This window comes from Marichromatium gracile (assembly GCF_004343155.1).
GTDB lineage: Bacteria > Pseudomonadota > Gammaproteobacteria > Chromatiales > Chromatiaceae > Marichromatium > Marichromatium gracile.
On record NZ_SMDC01000002.1, the window covers coordinates 541,114 to 557,896 of the forward strand.

A 16,783-nucleotide genomic window follows, 5' to 3' on the forward strand; every position below is an offset into this window, starting at 1 on the left:
GACTCGGGACGCGTGCTTGTGCGTCCGGGTGATGATGCGTCCTGGCCTGGTGTGACCGGGTCATGGATGGTGCGGCACGCGCTTGGTGCCGGATGGGACGCATCGGATATGTCCCCGTCATCCTGTCGAGTCGGCGCGGCGGTTGTCAAATCGACGCCCGGGTGGTCGCGATCCGCGCCGGGGAGGGCGAGTGGCCCCGGCGCCGCTGGGCGCCGGAGCTGGACACCCGCGCCGGGCGCGCGGGTGCGGGGGGGATCAGCGGTCGAGATGCAGGAACTGCATGTGCCGCTCGTACTGGTTGAGGATGTCGTTGATCACCTGGGCCTTGCTATAGCCGACCAGGTCATACTCCTGGCCCCCCTCGCGGAGGAAGACCTCGGCGCGGTAGTAGCGCTCGTTCTCGTGGTGCGCGGCGATGTTGCCGGACTGGCCGAGCGCGAACACCGGCTTGGCGGAGCCGATCAGGTTGACCATGTAGAAGAAGTCCATCTCGTTGCCGTGCTTGACCTGCAGACACAGCCGGTGGTCCTCGGTGTCATGGCTCAGCTCGGTGTCGAGTCCGCGCTGATTGAGCGCCTGCGAGACCTCCGCCATCGCCGGCTCCACGGTCTCGTGCAGGAATTGTTCGACGAACTGGCGCGAGGGGAAGTGGACGATGCGCGAGAGCCGCTCCTTCCAGCCCAGCCCCTTGTCCGAGATCGCCGGGGCGAAGTCGATGTTCTCGGCCTTCCGCTTGGTCGCCTCCTGACGCAGGCTGTAGTGCAGCGACCACATGAACAGCAGCAGGATCACCGAGAAGGGCAGCGCCGAGACCACCACCACCGACTGCAGCGAGTTGAAGCCGCCGGCGAACAGTAGCCCGAGGGTGATCAACCCGGTGAGCGCGGCCCAGAACAGGCGCAGCCAGATCGGCGCATCCTGCTCCGAGGTCAGGCCCTTGGTGCTGAGGTTGGCCAGCACCAGGGCGCCGGAGTCGGCCGAGGTGATGAAGAAGATCAGCCCCAGCACCACCGCCAGGCCGGACCACAGCGAGGCGGCCGGATAGTGGTCGAAGAAGGCGAACAGGCCCATTGCCGGGTCGTTGACGGCGATCTCGCCGAGTTCGACGGCGCCGTTGTTGACCAGGTCGATGGCGCTGTTACCGAAGATCGAGAACCAGGCGAAGATGAAGCCGAGCGGGATGAACATCGCCCCGAGCACGAACTCGCGCAGCGTGCGCCCGCGCGAGATGCGCGCGATGAACAGCCCGACGAAGGGCGACCAGGCCAGCCACCAGGCCCAGAAGAACACCGTCCAGCCGGCCTTCCAGGAGGCCCCTTCGGCGCCGTCATAGGCGTAGACGTCGAAGGTCTTGCCGATCAGGCCCTGGAAGTAGTCGCCGATGTTCTGCACCAGACCGTTGAGCAGGTACAGCGTCGGTCCCATCAACAGCAGCGCGATCAGCAGCAGGGTGGCGAAGCCCATGTTGATCTCCGAGAGTCGGCGCACGCCGCGCTCGACCCCGGAGATCGCCGACAGGCCGGCGAGGATGATGACGGTGACGATGATCGCCGCCTGGACCAGCTTGCTCGACTCGATGCCGAAGATGTGGGTCATGCCGGCGTTGGCCTGGAGCACGCCGATACCGAGGCTGGTGGCGATGCCGAACAGGGTGCAGACCACGCCGAAGGTGTCGACGGTGTGACCGATCCAGCCGGCGGCGCGCTTGCGCCCGATCAGCGGCACCAGCGCCGAGCGTAGCGCCAGGGGCATCTTGTGGCGATAGGCGAAGTAGGCCAGCGCCATGCCCATCAGGGCGTAGAGCCCCCAGCCGTGCACCCCCCAGTGGAGGAAGGTCTGGGCGATGGCGGCGCGCTCGGCCGGTTGCAGCGCGGTCTCCGCGCCGCCGGGCGGGGTGAGGAAGTGGGCGAGCGGCTCGGAGGCGCCGAAGAACAGCAGGTCGATGCCGATGCCCGCCGAGAACAGCATTGCCGCCCAGGTGACATAGTTGAAGTCCGGGGTGGCGTGATCCGGGCCGAGACGGATGTCGCCGTAGCGCGAGAGCGCGATGAACAGCACGAAGCCGCTATAGGCGGCGAGCGCGAGCATGTAGTACCAGCCGAAGTGGTCGGAGACCCAGCCGAGCGCGAGCCCGAGCAGTGCCTCGGTCCTGGCGGGGAAGAGCATGGTGATGGCGATCAGCAGCGCGGTCAGCGCCGCCGAGGCGATGAACACCGTGCGATTGACCTCGAGCGGCCGCTGGCCGTGGTCGTCGTCGATGAAGCTTTGCATGGTTGATGGTATCGATTGCTGGAAGGGATCGGTCCCTGACCGGACCCTCGCTCGGTGCCGGGAAACGCGTCCCGTCGCGGTGACGGAGCGCGTTTCCTCGACCCGCCGATGGGTCGGGCTGATGGCCGCGGGGCCACGGGACCGGATGGCGGGCGTGACGTCGCGGCGTCACGCCCCGGACGCCGGATCAGGCGTCGCGTCGCGGAGCCGCGCCCTGGGCCTGGTAGTAATCCACCTCGGCGCGTGGCAGCGGGTCGATTCCGCGAATACGGTCGGCGATCTTCTCGGCGAGCATGATGGTGGTCGCGTTGAGATTGCCGGTGATGATCTGCGGCATGATCGAGGCATCGACCACGCGCAGCGCCTCGAGCCCGTGCACCCGGCCCTGGCCGTCGACGACGCTGTCGGGGCCGCTGCCCATGGCACAGGTGCAGGAGGGGTGATAGGCGGTCTCGCCGTGGGCGCGGACGAAGGCGTCGAGCTCGGCGTCGCTCTGCAGCTCGGCGGTGGGCGCGATCTCGCGGCCGGTGTAGGGGGCGAGCGCCGGCTGGGCGAAGATCTCGCGGGTGATGCGGATGGCGGCGCGGAACTCCTCCCAGTCCTGCGGCTGCGACATGTAGTTGAAGCGGATGCTCGGGGCCGCCTTGGGGTCGCGCGAGTTGAGCTTCACCCGGCCGCGGCTGGGCGAGCGCATCGAGCCGACATGGGCCTGGAAGCCGTGGGCCTTGACCGCGTTGCGTCCGTCGTAGCGCACCGCGATGGGCAGGAAGTGGTACTGGATGTTGGGCCACTCGAAGCGTGCGTGGGAGCGGATGAAGCCGCCGGCCTCGAACTGGTTGCTCGCGCCCAGTCCGCTGCCGGCGAACAGCCACTCGGCGCCGATGCGCAGCTGGTTCCAGGGCTTGAGCGCCGGGGCGATGGAGACCGGCTGGCGGCACTCGTACTGGATGTAGAGTTCGAGATGGTCCTGGAGGTTGTTGCCGACGCCGGGCAGATCGAGCACCTCGGGGATGTCGTGCTCGGCGAGCCAGGCGCCGGGGCCGACCCCGGAGCGCTGCAGGATCTGCGGCGAGGCGATGGCCCCGGCGCAGAGCAGCACCTCGCGGCGGGCATGGGCCTGTTGCTGTTTGCCGCGATGCTCGAAGGCGACGCCGACGGCACGCTTGCCGGAGAACAGGATACGGTCGGTGGTGGCGCGGGTGAGGATGTCCAGGCCGGGGCGGTGACGGGCCATGTCGAGATAGCCGCGCGCGGTGCTCGCCCGCCGCCCCTGCGGGGTGACGAAGCGGTCCATCGGGCCGAAGCCCTCCTGCTGATAGCCGTTGAGGTCGTCGGTGCGCGCATAGCCGGCCTGTACCCCGGCCTCGATCATCGCCGCGAACAGCTCGTTGTTGCCGGCCTTGGGCGTGGCCACCCCGATCGGGCCGCTGGCGCCGTGATAGTCGTTGCCGCCGATGTCGCGCGACTCGGCCTTCTTGAAGTAGGGCAGGCAGTCGCGGTAGGTCCAGTCCTCGAGTCCGTCGCGCCGGGCCCAGTGGTCGAAGTCGAGGGCGTTGCCGCGGATGTAGCACATGCCGTTGATCAGCGACGAGCCGCCCAGCCCCTTGCCGCGTCCGCAGTCCATGCGGCGATTGTCCATGTGCGGCTCGGGGTCGGTCTGGTAGCCCCAGTTGTAGCGTCGGCCCTGCAGCGGGTAGGCGAGGGCGGCGGGCATCTGGGTGCGGAAGTCGAGTCGGTGATCGCGTCCGCCCGCCTCGAGCAGCAACACCGAGACCCCGGCCTCTTCGGTCAGTCGCGCGGCCAGGGTGTTACCGGCCGAACCGGCACCGATGATGATGTAGTCGTATTCATTGTTCTCGTGCATGGGGGCTCCTGTGGTGGCGAGCGCTCCCGCGCCGGCCGGCTGGGCACGGTCGGGGGAAGCGCAGGCTTGGGATGGTGGTCGTCGAGGGGCGGCGCGGGGCCGCCCGGGCGCAGGTCAGAACACCGACTCGAAGGTGTCGAGTTCGACCTGGACGGATTTGGTGCGGGTGTAGTGCATCAGGGTCTCGATACCGTTCTCGCGACCGATGCCGGAGTGCTTGTAGCCGCCCACCGGCATCTGTGCCGGCGACTCGCCCCAGGTGTTGACCCAGCAGATGCCGGCCTCGAGACGGTGGATCAGACGATGGGCGCGCTTGAGGTCGGGGGTGACCACGCCGGCGGCCAGGCCGTAGTCGGTGGCGTTGGCGCGGGCGACGGCCTCGTCCTCGGTGGCGTAGCCGAGGATGCTCATCACCGGGCCGAAGATCTCCTCGCGGACGATGCGCATGTCGTCGCGACAGTCGCTGAACACCGTCGGCGCGACATAGGCGCCGTCTCCCAGCGCGCCGGTGGTGAGCCGTTCGCCGCCACACAGCAGCCGCGCGCCCTCGCGCTTGCCGGCGTCGATATGATCGAGCACCTGGGCCATGTGCTCGAAACCGACCAGCGGGCCGAAGTTGGTCTCGGGGTCGAGCGGGTCGCCGACGCGGATGCGTGCGACGCGCTCGAGCACCGCCGCCTCGAACTCGGCCAGGCGCGCCGTCGGCACGAACACCCGGGTGCCGTTGGTGCAGACCTGACCGGAGCTGTAGAAGTTGGCCATCATCGCCACGTCGGCGGCGAGCGCGAGGTCGGCGTCCTCGCCGACGATCAGCGGCGACTTGCCGCCGAGCTCCATGGTGACCTCCTTGAGCGTGGAGCCGGTGGCCGCCGCCGCGACCCGCTTGCCGGTGTCGACGCCGCCGGTGAAGGAGACCTTGTCGATGCCCGGATGGGCGGTGAGCATGGCGCCCACCGCGCCGTCGCCCTGGACGACGTTGAACACCCCGTCGGGCAGTCCCGCCTCGGTATAGATCGCCGCCAGCTCGAGCGCGCTCAGCGGGGTGACCTCGCTCGGCTTGAACACCATGGCGTTGCCCGCGGCCAGCGCCGGGGCGGACTTCCACAGCGCGATCTGGATCGGATAGTTCCAGGCGCCGATGCCGGCGACCACGCCGAGCGGTTCGCGCCGGGTATAGACGAAGCTGGTCTCGCGCAGCGGGATCTGCGTGCCCTCGATGGCGGCGGCCAGCCCGGCGTAGTACTCGAGCACGTCGGCGCCGGTGACGATGTCGACGGCCAGGGTCTCGGAGAGCGGCTTGCCGGTGTCGCGGGTCTCGAGTTCGGCGAGCGCGTCGTTGCGCTCGCGCAGCAGCGCCACGGCGCGCTGCAGCACCCGGGCGCGCTCGACGGCGGTGTAGCCGGCCCAGATGCGTTGACCGGCGCGGGCGCCGGCCACCGCGGCCTCGATCTCGGCGGCGTCGGAGGACTGGACCTCGGCGAGCACCGAGCCGTCGGCTGGGTTGATGGTCGCGAAGCTGGCCTGGTCGTCGCGGCGCGGGGTCGGACGACCGTCGATATAGGCGGTATGCGTCTGGCGCATGATCGATGCCCTCTGCAATGTCGGATGATGGTGACGCCGCCGCTGGCCGGGATCGGGCCGGGACGGGCGTGCGATCGTGGTGCGAGATGGTGGTCTCACGGGATCGGGCGCGTTTGCTGCGGGGGGACCCGGGGCCGTCGGTATGGCGGGCGGATCGGGGAGCGCGCCGGGAAGACACTGAGATGGGCGGCTGTCGTCCCGAGTCGCGCGGTGGCACGGGGACGGCTCCTGGCCACGCTGAGTTCATCCCTGAAGGAGTCCCTCAGCGTCTTCCGGATGGGGTCAGTCGTGGCAGGGTGGACGGAGCGCCGGGGCGTCGCTCGGACGCCCGTCACCGCAGCCGGCGACGAGCGCGCGGACCAGGCGCCGCTCGATGGTCTGGAGCGGCATCAGCGACGCGTGCCCCGGCGCGTGCCGCGCCGCTTGGTCGACGGCTCGAAGAGCAGCGCCAGCAGGTCGTCGAAACGCGAGGCGAAGTGCACCGTCAGGCCCTTGCGCACATGTTCCGGGACCTCGTCGAACTCGCCGCGGTTGTCGGCCGGGAGCACGATCTCCTTGATCCCGGCACGGCGCGCGGCGATCAGCTTCTCGCGGATGCCGCCGACCGGGAAGACCTCGCCGGTGAGGGTGATCTCGCCGGTCATGGCGATGCGCCGTACCGGCTCGTCGCGTGCCAGCGAGAGCAGCGCGCTGGCGATGGTGATGCCGGCCGAGGGGCCGTCCTTGGGGGTGGCACCGGCGGGGACGTGGAGATGGATGAAGGACTGCTCGAAGAACGCCGGGTCGACGCCGAAGCGCTCGGCGTTGCCGACCAGGAAGCCGTAGGCGATCTCGGCCGACTCCTTCATCACCTCGCCGAGCTGGCCGGTGAGCTTGAAGCCGCGATTGAAGCCGTGGGTGCGCGCCGCCTCGATCGACAGGGTGGCGCCGCCCATCGCCGTCCACGCCAGCCCGGTGACCACGCCCGGTCCGGAGAGCTTGCGCTCGTCGCGGAACACCGGACTGCCGAGATAGCCCTGGAGCTGGTCGCGACCGACCGCGACCGGGGCCTCGGCGTCCTCGAGCAGCTCGACGGCGATCTTGCGCACGATCTTGCCGAGCTGTTTCTCGAGCCGGCGCACCCCGGCGTCGCGGGCATAGCCCTCGATCAGCGCGCGCAGGGTGCGGGTGTCGAGCTTGACCGCACCCTTCTCCAGACCGGCGCGTTCGATCTGGCGCGGCAGCAGGTACTTGCGCGCGATCTGCAGCTTCTCCTCGGCGATGTAGCCCGAGAGCTGGATCACCTCCATACGGTCGAGCAGCGGACCGGGGATGGTGTCGAGCTGGTTGGCGGTGCACACGAACAGCACCTTGGAGAGGTCGAAGCGCAGGTCGAGATAGTGATCGAGGAAGTCGCCGTTCTGCTCCGGGTCGAGCACCTCGAGCAGCGCCGAGGCCGGGTCGCCGTGGTAGGAGGCGCCGATCTTGTCGATCTCGTCGAGCAGGATCACCGGATTGGCGGTACCGGCATCCTTCATCGCCTGCACGAACTTGCCGGGCATGGCGCCGATATAGGTGCGTCGGTGGCCCTTGATCTCGGCCTCGTCGCGGATGCCGCCGACCGAGAAGCGATAGAAACGTCGCCCCAGCGCATCGGCGATGGAGCGCCCGATCGAGGTCTTGCCGACCCCGGGCGGGCCGACCAGGAGGATGATCGAGCCGGCGATCTCGCCGCGATGGATGCCGACGGCGAGGAACTCGAGGATGCGCCGCTTGACGTCCTCGAGCCCGTAGTGGTCGCGGTCGAGGATGCGCCGTGCGCGCTTGAGGTCGAGCTTGTCGGTGGAGTGACGGCCCCAGGGCAGCAGGCTCACCCAGTCGAGATAGTTGCGGGTGACGGCGTACTCCGGCGAGCCGGTCTCGAGGATGCGCAGCTTGTCGAGTTCCTCCTCGACACGCTTGGCCGCCTGCTCGGTGAGATCGAGCTCGGCGATGCGCGCCTCGATACGATCGATCTCGGCGGTGCGGTCGTCCTTGGCGATGCCCAGCTCCTTCTGGATCGCCTTGAGCTGCTCGCGGAGGAAGAACTCGCGCTGATGCTTCTGCATCTTCTCCTCGACGCTGCGGCGGATCTTCTGCTGCGCGCGCGCCAGTTCGAGCTCGGTGTTGAGCAGCGCCAGCACCTTCTCCATGCGCGGCAGCAGCGGCAGGGTCTCGAGCACCTCCTGGAGCTGCTCGGCGCTGGAGGTGGTGAGGCTGGCGGCGAAGTCGGCCAGTCGCGATGGATCATCGGGGCCAAAGCGGTCGAGGAACATGCGCAGCTCCTCGACATAGAGCGGATTGAGCGGGAGCAACTCCTTGATGGTGTTGATCACCGCCATGGCATAGGCCTTGACCTCGCTGTCGGGACCGCCGTCGGGCTCGGGCAGATACTCGACCCGGGCGCTGAACGGCGCCTCGCGCGCGAGCCAGCCGGCGAGGCGGAAGCGCTGCAGGCACTCGACGAGCACCTGCAGCTGGCCGTCCTGGTGATGGATGCGGTGCACCCGGCAGGCGGTACCGATGGCGTAGAAGTCATCGGCGGTGGCGTCCTCGGAGCGCTCGACCCCGACCAGCACCACGCCGAGGATCTTGTGCTCGCTGTCGGCCACCCGCTGCAGCGTCGGCGCCCAGTGCTCGGCGCTCATCGTCAGCGGCACCGCCTGGGCGGGGAAGAAGGGGCGGGCGGCGACCGGGAGCAGGGGCAGCTCGGTCGGCAGGACGTCGTTGGCGCGCGCCAGCGTGACGGTCTCGAGTCCGGAGGATGTCTCCGCCTCGGCCTCGATCACGTCATCGCTGTCGTCCAGTCGCTCCTCCGGCATGTCGGTACCTCGTTTCGCGTCGCTGCTCGAAAAACCCTTTAGTTTTCTGTTTTTTGTCCGTCTTGGCAAGTCGCGGCATTGGCCAGGGTGGCGTATTCGGTCACCGAGAGGGTCTCGGCGCGGCGCATCGGATCGATCTCGGCGCGCTCGAACTGCTCGGGCGTGACCAGCCCGGAGAGGCTGTTGCGCAGGGTCTTGCGTCGCTGGCCGAAGGCGGCGGCGACGATCCGGGCGTGGCGTTCGGGATCGGCGAGCGGATACAGGTCCGCGACCGGCTCCAGACGTACCACGGCCGAGTCGACCTTGGGGGCTGGAGTGAAGGCGCCGGGCCCGATGCGCAACAGGCTGCGCGCCCGGCACTGGGTCTGCACCATCACCGAGAGCCGGCCATAGATCTTGCTGCCGGGCTCGGCGACCATGCGATCGACCACCTCCTTCTGCAGCATCAGGTGCAGGTCGGCGAGACAGTGCGACTGGGCGAGAAAGTGGAACAGCAGCGGTGTGGAGATGTTGTAGGGCAGGTTGCCGACCACCCGCACCCGCTCCTCCGGCCCCTGGCGCAGCGCGCAGAGGTCGAACTTCAGCGCGTCGACATTGTGGATGCGCAGGGTGCCGCGCCCGCCGAGTCGCGCGCGCAGCGGCTCGATCAGGTCGCGATCGAGCTCGACCACGTCGAGCTCCCCCACGGCCTCGAGCAGTCCGGCGGTGATCGCCCCCTGGCCGGGACCGATCTCGACCAGGCGTTCGCCGGGGCGCGCGGCGATGGCGGCATGGATACGGGCGATCACGCCCTGGTCGTGGAGGAAGTTCTGCCCGAAGCGCTTACGGGGCTGGTGTGGTGTCAGCAATGTTGACAGACCTCGCGGGTGAACTGCTCGAGCTTGCGGGTGTCGGCGGCGAACAGTCGGATGCCCTCGGCGAGCTTCTCGGTGGCCATGGCATCCTCGTTGAGCGCCCAGCGGAAGCTGGTCTCGTCGAAGCTGACCCGTTCGATCTCCATGCCCTGGGCTCGCTCGGGGTCGAGTCGGCGGCAGACCTCGCCGTCGGTCGAGGCCAGCTCGCCGAGCAGCGCCGGGGAGATGGTCAGCAGGTCGCAGCCGGCAAGCTCGAGGATCTCGTCGAGATTGCGGAAGCTCGCGCCCATCACCGCGGTCTCGTAGCCGTGACGCTTGTAGTAGTTGTAGATACGGGTGACCGAGCACACGCCCGGGTCCTCGTCGGCGGGGTAGCCGGCGACGTTCTCGGCGTTCTTGTACCAGTCGAGGATGCGACCGACGAAGGGCGAGATCAGGGTGACCCCGGCCTCGGCGCAGGCCACCGCCTGGGCGAAGCTGAACAGCAGGGTCAGGTTGCAGTGGATGCCCTGGCGCTCGAGTCGCTCGGCAGCGCGGATGCCCTCCCAGGTCGAGGCGATCTTGAACAGCACCCGCTCGCGCGGATCGACGCCGGCGGCCTCGTAGAGCTCGACCAGGCCCTCGGCACGACGCACCGTGGCCTCGGTGTCGAACGACAGCCGCGCGTCGATCTCGGTGGAGACCCGGCCGGGGACGATCTTGAGGATCTCGGTGCCGAAGTTCACCGCCAGTTTGTCCATGCTCCAGCGGGTGCGTTCCTCGCCCTCGCCCTTGGTCTGGCCGAAATCGAGTGCGTCCTCCACCAGCTCGCGGTACTGCGGCATCTGCGCCGCCTTGTAGATCAGCGAGGGGTTGGTGGTGGCGTCCTGGGGGCGGTACTCGACGATCGACTCGAAGTCGCCGGTGTCCGCGACCACGGTGGTCATGGAGCGCAGTTGATCGAGCTTGCTCATGATGCGATGTCCTTGTATGGATTTCGGGATGAGGTCGATGGATTTAGGGCGCGTCGCCGCGCCGCCGGTTCCATTGACCCTAGCCCAAAATGGTGACGATTCCGATTCTGCGGGCCGGACCGGCACACCCTTGCCCGGAAAATTTTCCATAATGACACCGACACCCCGTTGAATGCACGCCTCGCGCCAGCGGTTGCTGTGTCAATCGGGGCCGGTGCCGTCTGCAGGAGCTGTTCATGCGCGAATCGGAATCTGATGACTATCTGTTGCCCGCGGATGTCTCGCTCGCACGTCTCGAGACCTGGGTCCGGGGGCAGGGGCGGCTGGCGCCGTCCTCGACCGAATCGACCCGACGAATCCATTACGACACCTTCGATTGGGCGGTCCATGGCGACGGCGCCATGCTCGCCTGTCAGGGGCGCGGCCCACGCTGGCACCTGATCCGCCTGCCGCTCGATCCGCGCGAGCGCCAGCTGGTGCTCGAGCTCGACGCGCCACCGGACTTCCCGGCGCATCTCCCGGCGGGGGCGCTGCGCGAGCGGCTGCTCGGTTGCTGCGGGGGGCGTCGTCTGTTGCCGCTGATACAGCTCGACACCCAGGCCGAGATCCATCGCGTGCTGGGTGACGACGATCATACCCTGCTCAGGTTCGCCATCGAGCGCACGCGGTATCGCGACCCGAACGGCGCGGCGGCGGGGGCCTTGGCGCCGCGGTTGCGGGTGCTGCCCGGTCAGGGCGCGCGGCGCCAGCGCGAGCGTCTGATCGACGGGCTCGAACGGACGCTCGCGCTGCGCCCGGCCAGGGTCTCGGTGGTGGTCGAGGCGCTCGCGGCGATCGGACGCTATCCGGGCGATTATTCCTCCAAGCTCGATCTCGACATCGCTCCCGAGACCCGTGCCGAAGAGGCCGCGCGCGCGGTGCTGCGCGAGCTGCTCGGGACGCTCGAGGCCAATGTCGAGGGCGCGCGCGAGGCGATCGATCCCGAGTTCCTCCATGATCTGCGGGTGGCGACCCGGCGCACCCGCTCGGCGCTCGGTCAGTTCGGGGCGATCTTCCCGGAGACGCGGCTGCGGCCTTTTCGCGAGGGGTTTGCCTGGCTGCAGCGGGTCACCGGGCCGGTGCGCGATCTCGACGTCCAGCTCGAGCAGTTCGCGCACCAGCGTGCCGGGCTGCCCGAGGCGCTGCGCGGCGCCCTCGATCCCCTGGGTGAGCGTCTGCACGCCGATCACGCCGCGGCGCAGCGGGCGCTGGCCGACGAACTCGGCGGCGAGACGTGCGCGCGGCTGCTCGCCGACTGGCACGACTTCCTCGACACCCCGCTCGCGCCCGAGGCGCTGGGTCCCGCCGCGCGGCGCCCGGTCAAGGCGGTGGTCGACGCCCGGCTGCGGCGGCTGGCGCGCCAGGTGTTGCGCGAGGGCGCGGCGATCGGCGTGGACTCACCGCCGGAGGCGCTGCACGCGCTGCGCAAGCGCTGCAAGAAGCTGCGTTACATGATGGAGTTCTTCCACAGCCTCTATCCGCGTCGCGAGATCCGCAAGGCGATCCGTCAGACCAAGGACCTCCTTGACAACCTCGGCGGTTTCCAGGATCGGGCGGTGCAGGCCGAGCGTCTGCGCCTGTTGGCGCGACGGATGTTCGAGGCGGGCGAGGCCGACAGCGACACCCTGCTCGCCATCGGCGCCCTGGTCGGCCAGTTGCTGGCGCAGCAGCAGGGCGATCGCGCCGCCTTCGACGAGGTCTTCGGGGCGTTTCGCGCGAAGTCGTCGCGGGCGCGGTTGAAGGCGCTGTTCGGGGGCTGACCCGGCTGCGGCCTCAGTCGTTGTGCTGGCGCCGCTGGGGTGCGAGCGGCGGCGCTCGCCGAACCCGAGACGATCAGGCCGTCGAGCCGCGCCCGATGGCGTGGCTCGGTGCGCGAACGCTCAGGGGATCGGCGCGCCGGTGGCCGGGGCGGCGGTCTCGGGCGGTTCGAACCAGCCGAGCTTGTCGTGGAGGCGCACCACCTCGCCGACGATGATCAGCGTCGGCGGCTCCGGCGGATCGGCGGCGAGCTGCTCGACGATGGTCGAGAGCGTGCCGGCATAGACCCGGTGCATGTGGGTGGTGCCCTGTTGCACCAGCGCCACCGGCATGTCGCCCGCCACGCCGTGCTCGCGCAGTCGCTCGACGATCACCGGCAGCCCCGCCAACCCCATGTAGAAGACCACCGTCTGGTTGGGCTGGGCGAGCGCCGGCCAGTTGAGGTCGATGGTGCCGTCCTTGAGATGGCCGGTGACGAAGGTCACCGATTGCGCGTAGTCTCTGTGGGTCAGCGGGATGCCGCTGTAGCAGGCGCAGCCGGAGGCGGCGGTGATCCCGGGGATGACCTGGAAGGGCACGCCCTCGGCGGCGAGGGTGTCGATCTCCTCGCCGCCGCGCCCGAAGATGAAGGGATCACCACCCTTGAGACGCAGCACCCGGTGCCCGTCCTTGGCCAGCTCGGCGAGCAGCCGGTTGATCTCCTCCTGACGCATGGCGTGATGGTTGCGCTGCTTGCCGACATAGATGCGGCGCGCGTCGCGGCGGGTCATCTCCAGGATCGGGGTGGAGACCAGACGGTCGTAGACCACCACGTCGGCCTGCTGCATCAGCCTGAGGGCACGGAAGGTGAGCAGATCGGGGTCGCCGGGACCGGCGCCGACCAGATAGACCTCGCCCAGCTCGCTGTGCTCGGGGTCGGCGTCGAGCTCCTGGCGGATCAGTCGCTCGGCGGCGTCCTGCTGGCCGGCGAAGATACGCTCGGCGACCCCGCCGAGCAGCACCCGGTCCCAGAACCGGCGTCGGTCGCGGGCGTCGTCGAAACGTTGCTTGACCGGCGCGCGGTAGCGGCGACAGAGTTCGGCGAGCCGCCCGTAGCCGGCCGGGATCAGCCCCTCTAGCCGGGTACGCAGCAATCGGGCGAGCACCGGCGAGGCGCGCCCGGTGGAGACGGCGATCACCACCGGCGAGCGATCGACGATCGAGGGCAGCAGGAAGCTGCAGGCCTCGGGGTCGTCGACCACGTTGACCGGGATGCCGTGTCCCTTGGCGATCTCGGCGATGCGATGATTGGTGTCGCGGTCATCGGTGGCGGCGATCACCAGCCGGTTGCCGGGGATGTCCTCGGGCGCGAAGCAGCGCGCGAGATGGCGCAGTTTGCCGCTCTCGGCCAGCTCGGCGAGTTCATCGCTCAGGGTCGGGGAGATCAGGGTGAGCTCGGCGCCCGCGCGCAGCAGGTTGCCGGCCTTGCGTGCCGCCGTGGTGCCGCCGCCGACCACCAGACAGGGCTGCCCCTGCATGTCGAGAAAGATGGGGAGAAGTTCCATGGTCATCTCAGGGGTTTAGGCCCCACAGCGTCATTGAGTTGGTTGTCAAAAGTCATTAATATACTTAAATACTTAGAATTGTGGTAGAAGCCCCGGTGATCAACGAGATCGACTCCGAATCATTACAGCAACGCATCAGCGATGGAGCGGATCAGTTACTGGTCGACATCCGCACGCCCGCCGAAATGGCGCAGGGCATGATTCCCGATGCGATGCAATTGCCGATGCACCTGATCCCGCTGCGTCTCGCCGAACTGCCGCGCGATCGCGATATCGTGCTCTACTGCCGCAGTGGTGCGCGTTCCTATCAGGCCTGTGCCTACATGCAGCAGCAGGGCTATGACCGCGTCATCAATCTGCGTGGCGGGATCATTGCCTGGGCACGCCACGGTTATCCGGTCGCGCCACCTGCATGAAGCTGGCGTCAGGGCTTTGCTGATCAGGAAACGGTTGACTCATCAACCTGATATGTTGCCTTTTTAATTGGGGTTCGCCTATGACGCCGAACCCTCGGATTCACATCCGTTCTTTCACCCACCAGCCCCTGAACCGGAGGTACCCGATGGCAGACTTCGACCAAGAACTCGACGCGAGCGGCCTCAACTGCCCGTTGCCGATCCTGCGCGCCAAGAAGACCCTGAACGCGATGAGTGCCGGTCAGGTACTCCATGTGGTGGCGACCGATCCGGGCTCGGTGCGCGACTTCGACGCCTTTGCCAAGCAGACCGGCAATGAGCTGATGGAATCCAAGGAGGATGGGGGCAAGTTCCACTTCCTGATCAAGAAGTCCTGACGGTTTCGACGCCGGCTGTATCGCGCGCGACGCACGCGCGCCTCGATGTGACCCACGAGGAGGACTGAATGGAAGACAAGAAGTTGGCGATCATCGCCACCAAGGGTTCGCTCGATTGGGCCTATCCGCCCTTCATCCTGGCGTCCACCGCGGCGGCACTGGGCTACGAGACCCAGATCTTCTGCACCTTCTACGGGCTGCAGCTGTTGAAAAAGGAGCCGAAGCTCGAGGTCACGCCGCTGGGCAACCCGGGGATGCCGATGCCGCTGGGCATGGACAAGTGGTTCCCGGTGCTGGGGCTGGCGCTGCCCGGTATGCAGGGCATGATGACCGCGATGATGAAGAAGAAGATGCAGAGCAAGGGCGTGGCGAGCATCGAGGAGCTGCGCGAACTCTGTCTCGAGGCCGAGGTCAAGCTGGTTGCCTGTCAGATGACCGTCGATCTCTTCGACATGGACACCGATGACTTCATCGATGGGGTCGAGTACGCGGGGGCCACGTCCTTCTTCGAGTTCGCCGGCGAAAGCGATATCTGTCTTTATATCTGACTCGGCGAACCCTTGCCGCTGTCTTCGAACGCCGCCCGCACGGGCGGCGTTTTTCGTTTCCGGCGCGGGCCGACGATCGGTCCCCGCGCCCGGCTCCTGACGCTCCTAGAAGACCTTGACCAGCTCGAGACCGAAGATGTGGGCATCCATCTCGTAGTCGCCGTCGAGGGCATCGGTACCGTTGACGCCGTGGCCGCTGTAGGCGGTGTTGCTGCGATAGTTGCGGTCCTCGGCCATCACGTACATGTAGCCGGCCTCGAGCGAGAGGCCGCGGTCGAGGCTGTGCGCCACGCCGATGCTGAACAGATGACGATCGTTGTCCGGCACACGGGCGCTGAAGTGGTCGTCGCCCTGTCCGGTCTCGTCGAAGGCGTAGCCGAAGCGCAACTGGGTGTCGGGACGCAGCTGATAGGTCACGCCGAGACGGTAGGCGTTGGTGTCGGTCCAGCCGTTGGTGTCGGCGAAGATCAGATCGCCGGTGGTGCGGCCCTTGATCTCCAGGGTGTCGAACTCGGTCCAGCCGGTGCGGGTCCAGTCGAACTCGACGGCGAGCTGCGGGTTGAACTCATAGCGCACGCCGAGCTGCAGGCGCCAGGGCAGGTCGAAGTCGATCTTGGCCGCCTGGCTCTGCTCGGCGGCGCCGATCGCGACCAGGGTCTGGCTGTTGGCGACATAGTGACCGTCGAGACCGACGCTGGAGGCGGAGTGGAAGGAGGCGCCCAGGCTCCAGGGGCCCTGGACGTAGAGCGCGCTGAGGTTGAAGCCGACCCCGGCGCCGTCGCCGCTGAGCTGTCCGGCGGTGGAGTTGAGCTTGGCGCTCTTGCCCCAGTAGAGATCGAGTCCGGCCGAGACGCTGAGCGCGTCGTTGACCCGGTAGGCCACCGTCGGGGCGATCTGGATCACCTCGAGCTTGCTCGCGGTCGGCTGGCCGAGCGGAACCTCGGGGTCGAGCGGTGCCGGGACGGCGAGGGTTCGGGTGCCGCTGACCGCCGGGAAGGTGCCGTCCTCCCAGCGGGTCTCGAGCCCGAAGGGTGCACTCACCCCGAGTCCGAGGCTCCAGCGCTCGTTGATCCGTGCGGCGATCTGCATCTGCGGGGTGGCGAGCCAGTCGGCGCCCTGGCTCTCGTGCTCGCCGCTGGCGGTGCGCACCGAGAAGGACGGGCTGATCAGCAGCCCGCCGACGGCGATGCTGGAGTTGTCATGGAAGGCGATCGCCGCCGAGTTGTAGGCGAAGGCGCCGGTCTCGTCGGGGTTGGCGACCATGGCGTTGGCGGTACCGAGACCGGCGATCGATGCCTCGGGCAGGGCGAAGCCGGCGGCCTGTGCCGGGGCCTGGACGGCGAATGCGCCGACGGCTGCGGTCAGGGCGACCGCATGGGGGAGCTGGCGTTGGAACATGGATATCCCTCTGTGCTTGCTGTCTCTGGATGAGGTCGAATCGACGATGATCTCTGTTGGCCGGTGACCGTGTCGGTGCCGTCTCGGGACGGTCTTCTCGACCGCGGAGCCGGTCGGGCGAAACAGCAGCGGGTTCGCGAGAACCGCCGACATGCAGCGGGCGCACGGACGGGATACGGGTTGCGCCATGTTGCCGTTCTGTTACTCCCGGGCGGCGGCGCACAACTGTATGCGAAGCGCTGACGCTAATCCACCCATGGATTGAGGGAATCAGCGGTGCGTGCGCTGCCCGAATACCAAGGGTGTACGGTGGCGCCGTTCGGGCGGAATGGCTGATCTC

12 protein-coding genes are annotated in these 16,783 nt (G+C 68.3%); 4 read left to right on the plus strand and 8 right to left on the minus strand.

Annotated features, from left to right (window positions below):
- Nucleotides 1–255: 255 nt before the first annotated feature.
- The 6 genes from betT to tal all read right to left on the minus strand — a co-directional run bounded on the left by betT (nucleotide 256) and on the right by tal (nucleotide 10,363).
- Entirely contained in the window at nucleotides 256–2,271 is a 2,016-nt protein-coding gene (gene betT, locus EDC29_RS05405) for a choline BCCT transporter BetT (RefSeq protein WP_123139655.1), read from the minus strand.
- A 187-nt stretch (nucleotides 2,272–2,458) separates the two neighbouring features.
- Nucleotides 2,459–4,135, minus strand: coding sequence for a choline dehydrogenase (betA, locus tag EDC29_RS05410; protein ID WP_062271885.1), 1,677 nt, complete (start codon nucleotides 4,133–4,135; stop codon nucleotides 2,459–2,461).
- A gap of 114 nt (nucleotides 4,136–4,249) precedes the next feature.
- Complete coding sequence (betB, locus tag EDC29_RS05415; protein ID WP_132228907.1) at nucleotides 4,250–5,716, minus strand: betaine-aldehyde dehydrogenase; 1,467 nt, start codon at nucleotides 5,714–5,716, stop codon at nucleotides 4,250–4,252.
- Nucleotides 5,717–6,105: 389 nt separating this feature from the next.
- Nucleotides 6,106–8,556 (minus strand): endopeptidase La, encoded by a 2,451-nt coding sequence (lon, locus tag EDC29_RS05420; protein WP_132228909.1) that lies wholly within the window; start codon nucleotides 8,554–8,556, stop codon nucleotides 6,106–6,108.
- Between the two features lie 38 nt (nucleotides 8,557–8,594).
- On the minus strand, nucleotides 8,595–9,404 hold the full coding sequence (gene rsmA / locus EDC29_RS05425; protein ID WP_123139659.1) for a 16S rRNA (adenine(1518)-N(6)/adenine(1519)-N(6))-dimethyltransferase RsmA: 810 nt from the start codon (nucleotides 9,402–9,404) through the stop codon (nucleotides 8,595–8,597).
- Nucleotides 9,398–10,363: a transaldolase gene (gene tal / locus EDC29_RS05430; RefSeq protein WP_123139660.1), complete on the minus strand. Its 966-nt coding sequence runs from the start codon at nucleotides 10,361–10,363 to the stop codon at nucleotides 9,398–9,400. The genes rsmA and tal overlap by 7 nt, the downstream gene beginning before the upstream one ends.
- Nucleotides 10,364–10,599: 236 nt before the next feature.
- Between tal and EDC29_RS05435 the strand changes: the two genes are divergently transcribed.
- Nucleotides 10,600–12,162 carry a CYTH and CHAD domain-containing protein gene (locus EDC29_RS05435; protein ID WP_132228911.1) on the plus strand — a complete coding sequence of 521 codons (1,563 nt, stop codon included), beginning with the start codon at nucleotides 10,600–10,602 and terminating at the stop codon, nucleotides 12,160–12,162.
- Nucleotides 12,163–12,282: 120 nt separating this feature from the next.
- Here the strand turns inward: EDC29_RS05435 and cysG are convergent, their stop codons facing one another.
- Entirely contained in the window at nucleotides 12,283–13,704 is a 1,422-nt protein-coding gene (gene cysG / locus EDC29_RS05440) for a siroheme synthase CysG (RefSeq protein WP_123139662.1), read from the minus strand.
- A 95-nt stretch (nucleotides 13,705–13,799) separates the two neighbouring features.
- Between cysG and EDC29_RS05445 the strand changes: the two genes are divergently transcribed.
- The 3 genes from EDC29_RS05445 to dsrE2 all read left to right on the plus strand — a co-directional run bounded on the left by EDC29_RS05445 (nucleotide 13,800) and on the right by dsrE2 (nucleotide 15,045).
- Entirely contained in the window at nucleotides 13,800–14,120 is a 321-nt protein-coding gene (locus EDC29_RS05445) for a rhodanese-like domain-containing protein (protein WP_062271873.1), read from the plus strand.
- A gap of 146 nt (nucleotides 14,121–14,266) precedes the next feature.
- Entirely contained in the window at nucleotides 14,267–14,497 is a 231-nt protein-coding gene (locus EDC29_RS05450) for a sulfurtransferase TusA family protein (protein WP_062271871.1), read from the plus strand.
- Nucleotides 14,498–14,565: 68 nt separating this feature from the next.
- The gene (gene dsrE2 / locus EDC29_RS05455; RefSeq protein ID WP_123142614.1) at nucleotides 14,566–15,045 is read left to right on the plus strand and encodes a sulfur carrier protein DsrE2; all 480 of its coding nucleotides are present in this window, start codon (nucleotides 14,566–14,568) and stop codon (nucleotides 15,043–15,045) included.
- 105 nt (nucleotides 15,046–15,150) lie between these two features.
- Here dsrE2 and EDC29_RS05460 read toward each other — a convergent pair whose 3' ends face one another.
- Nucleotides 15,151–16,443, minus strand: a complete 1,293-nt coding sequence (locus tag EDC29_RS05460) for an OmpP1/FadL family transporter (RefSeq protein WP_132228913.1) — start codon at nucleotides 16,441–16,443, stop codon at nucleotides 15,151–15,153.
- Nucleotides 16,444–16,783 lie beyond the last annotated feature (340 nt).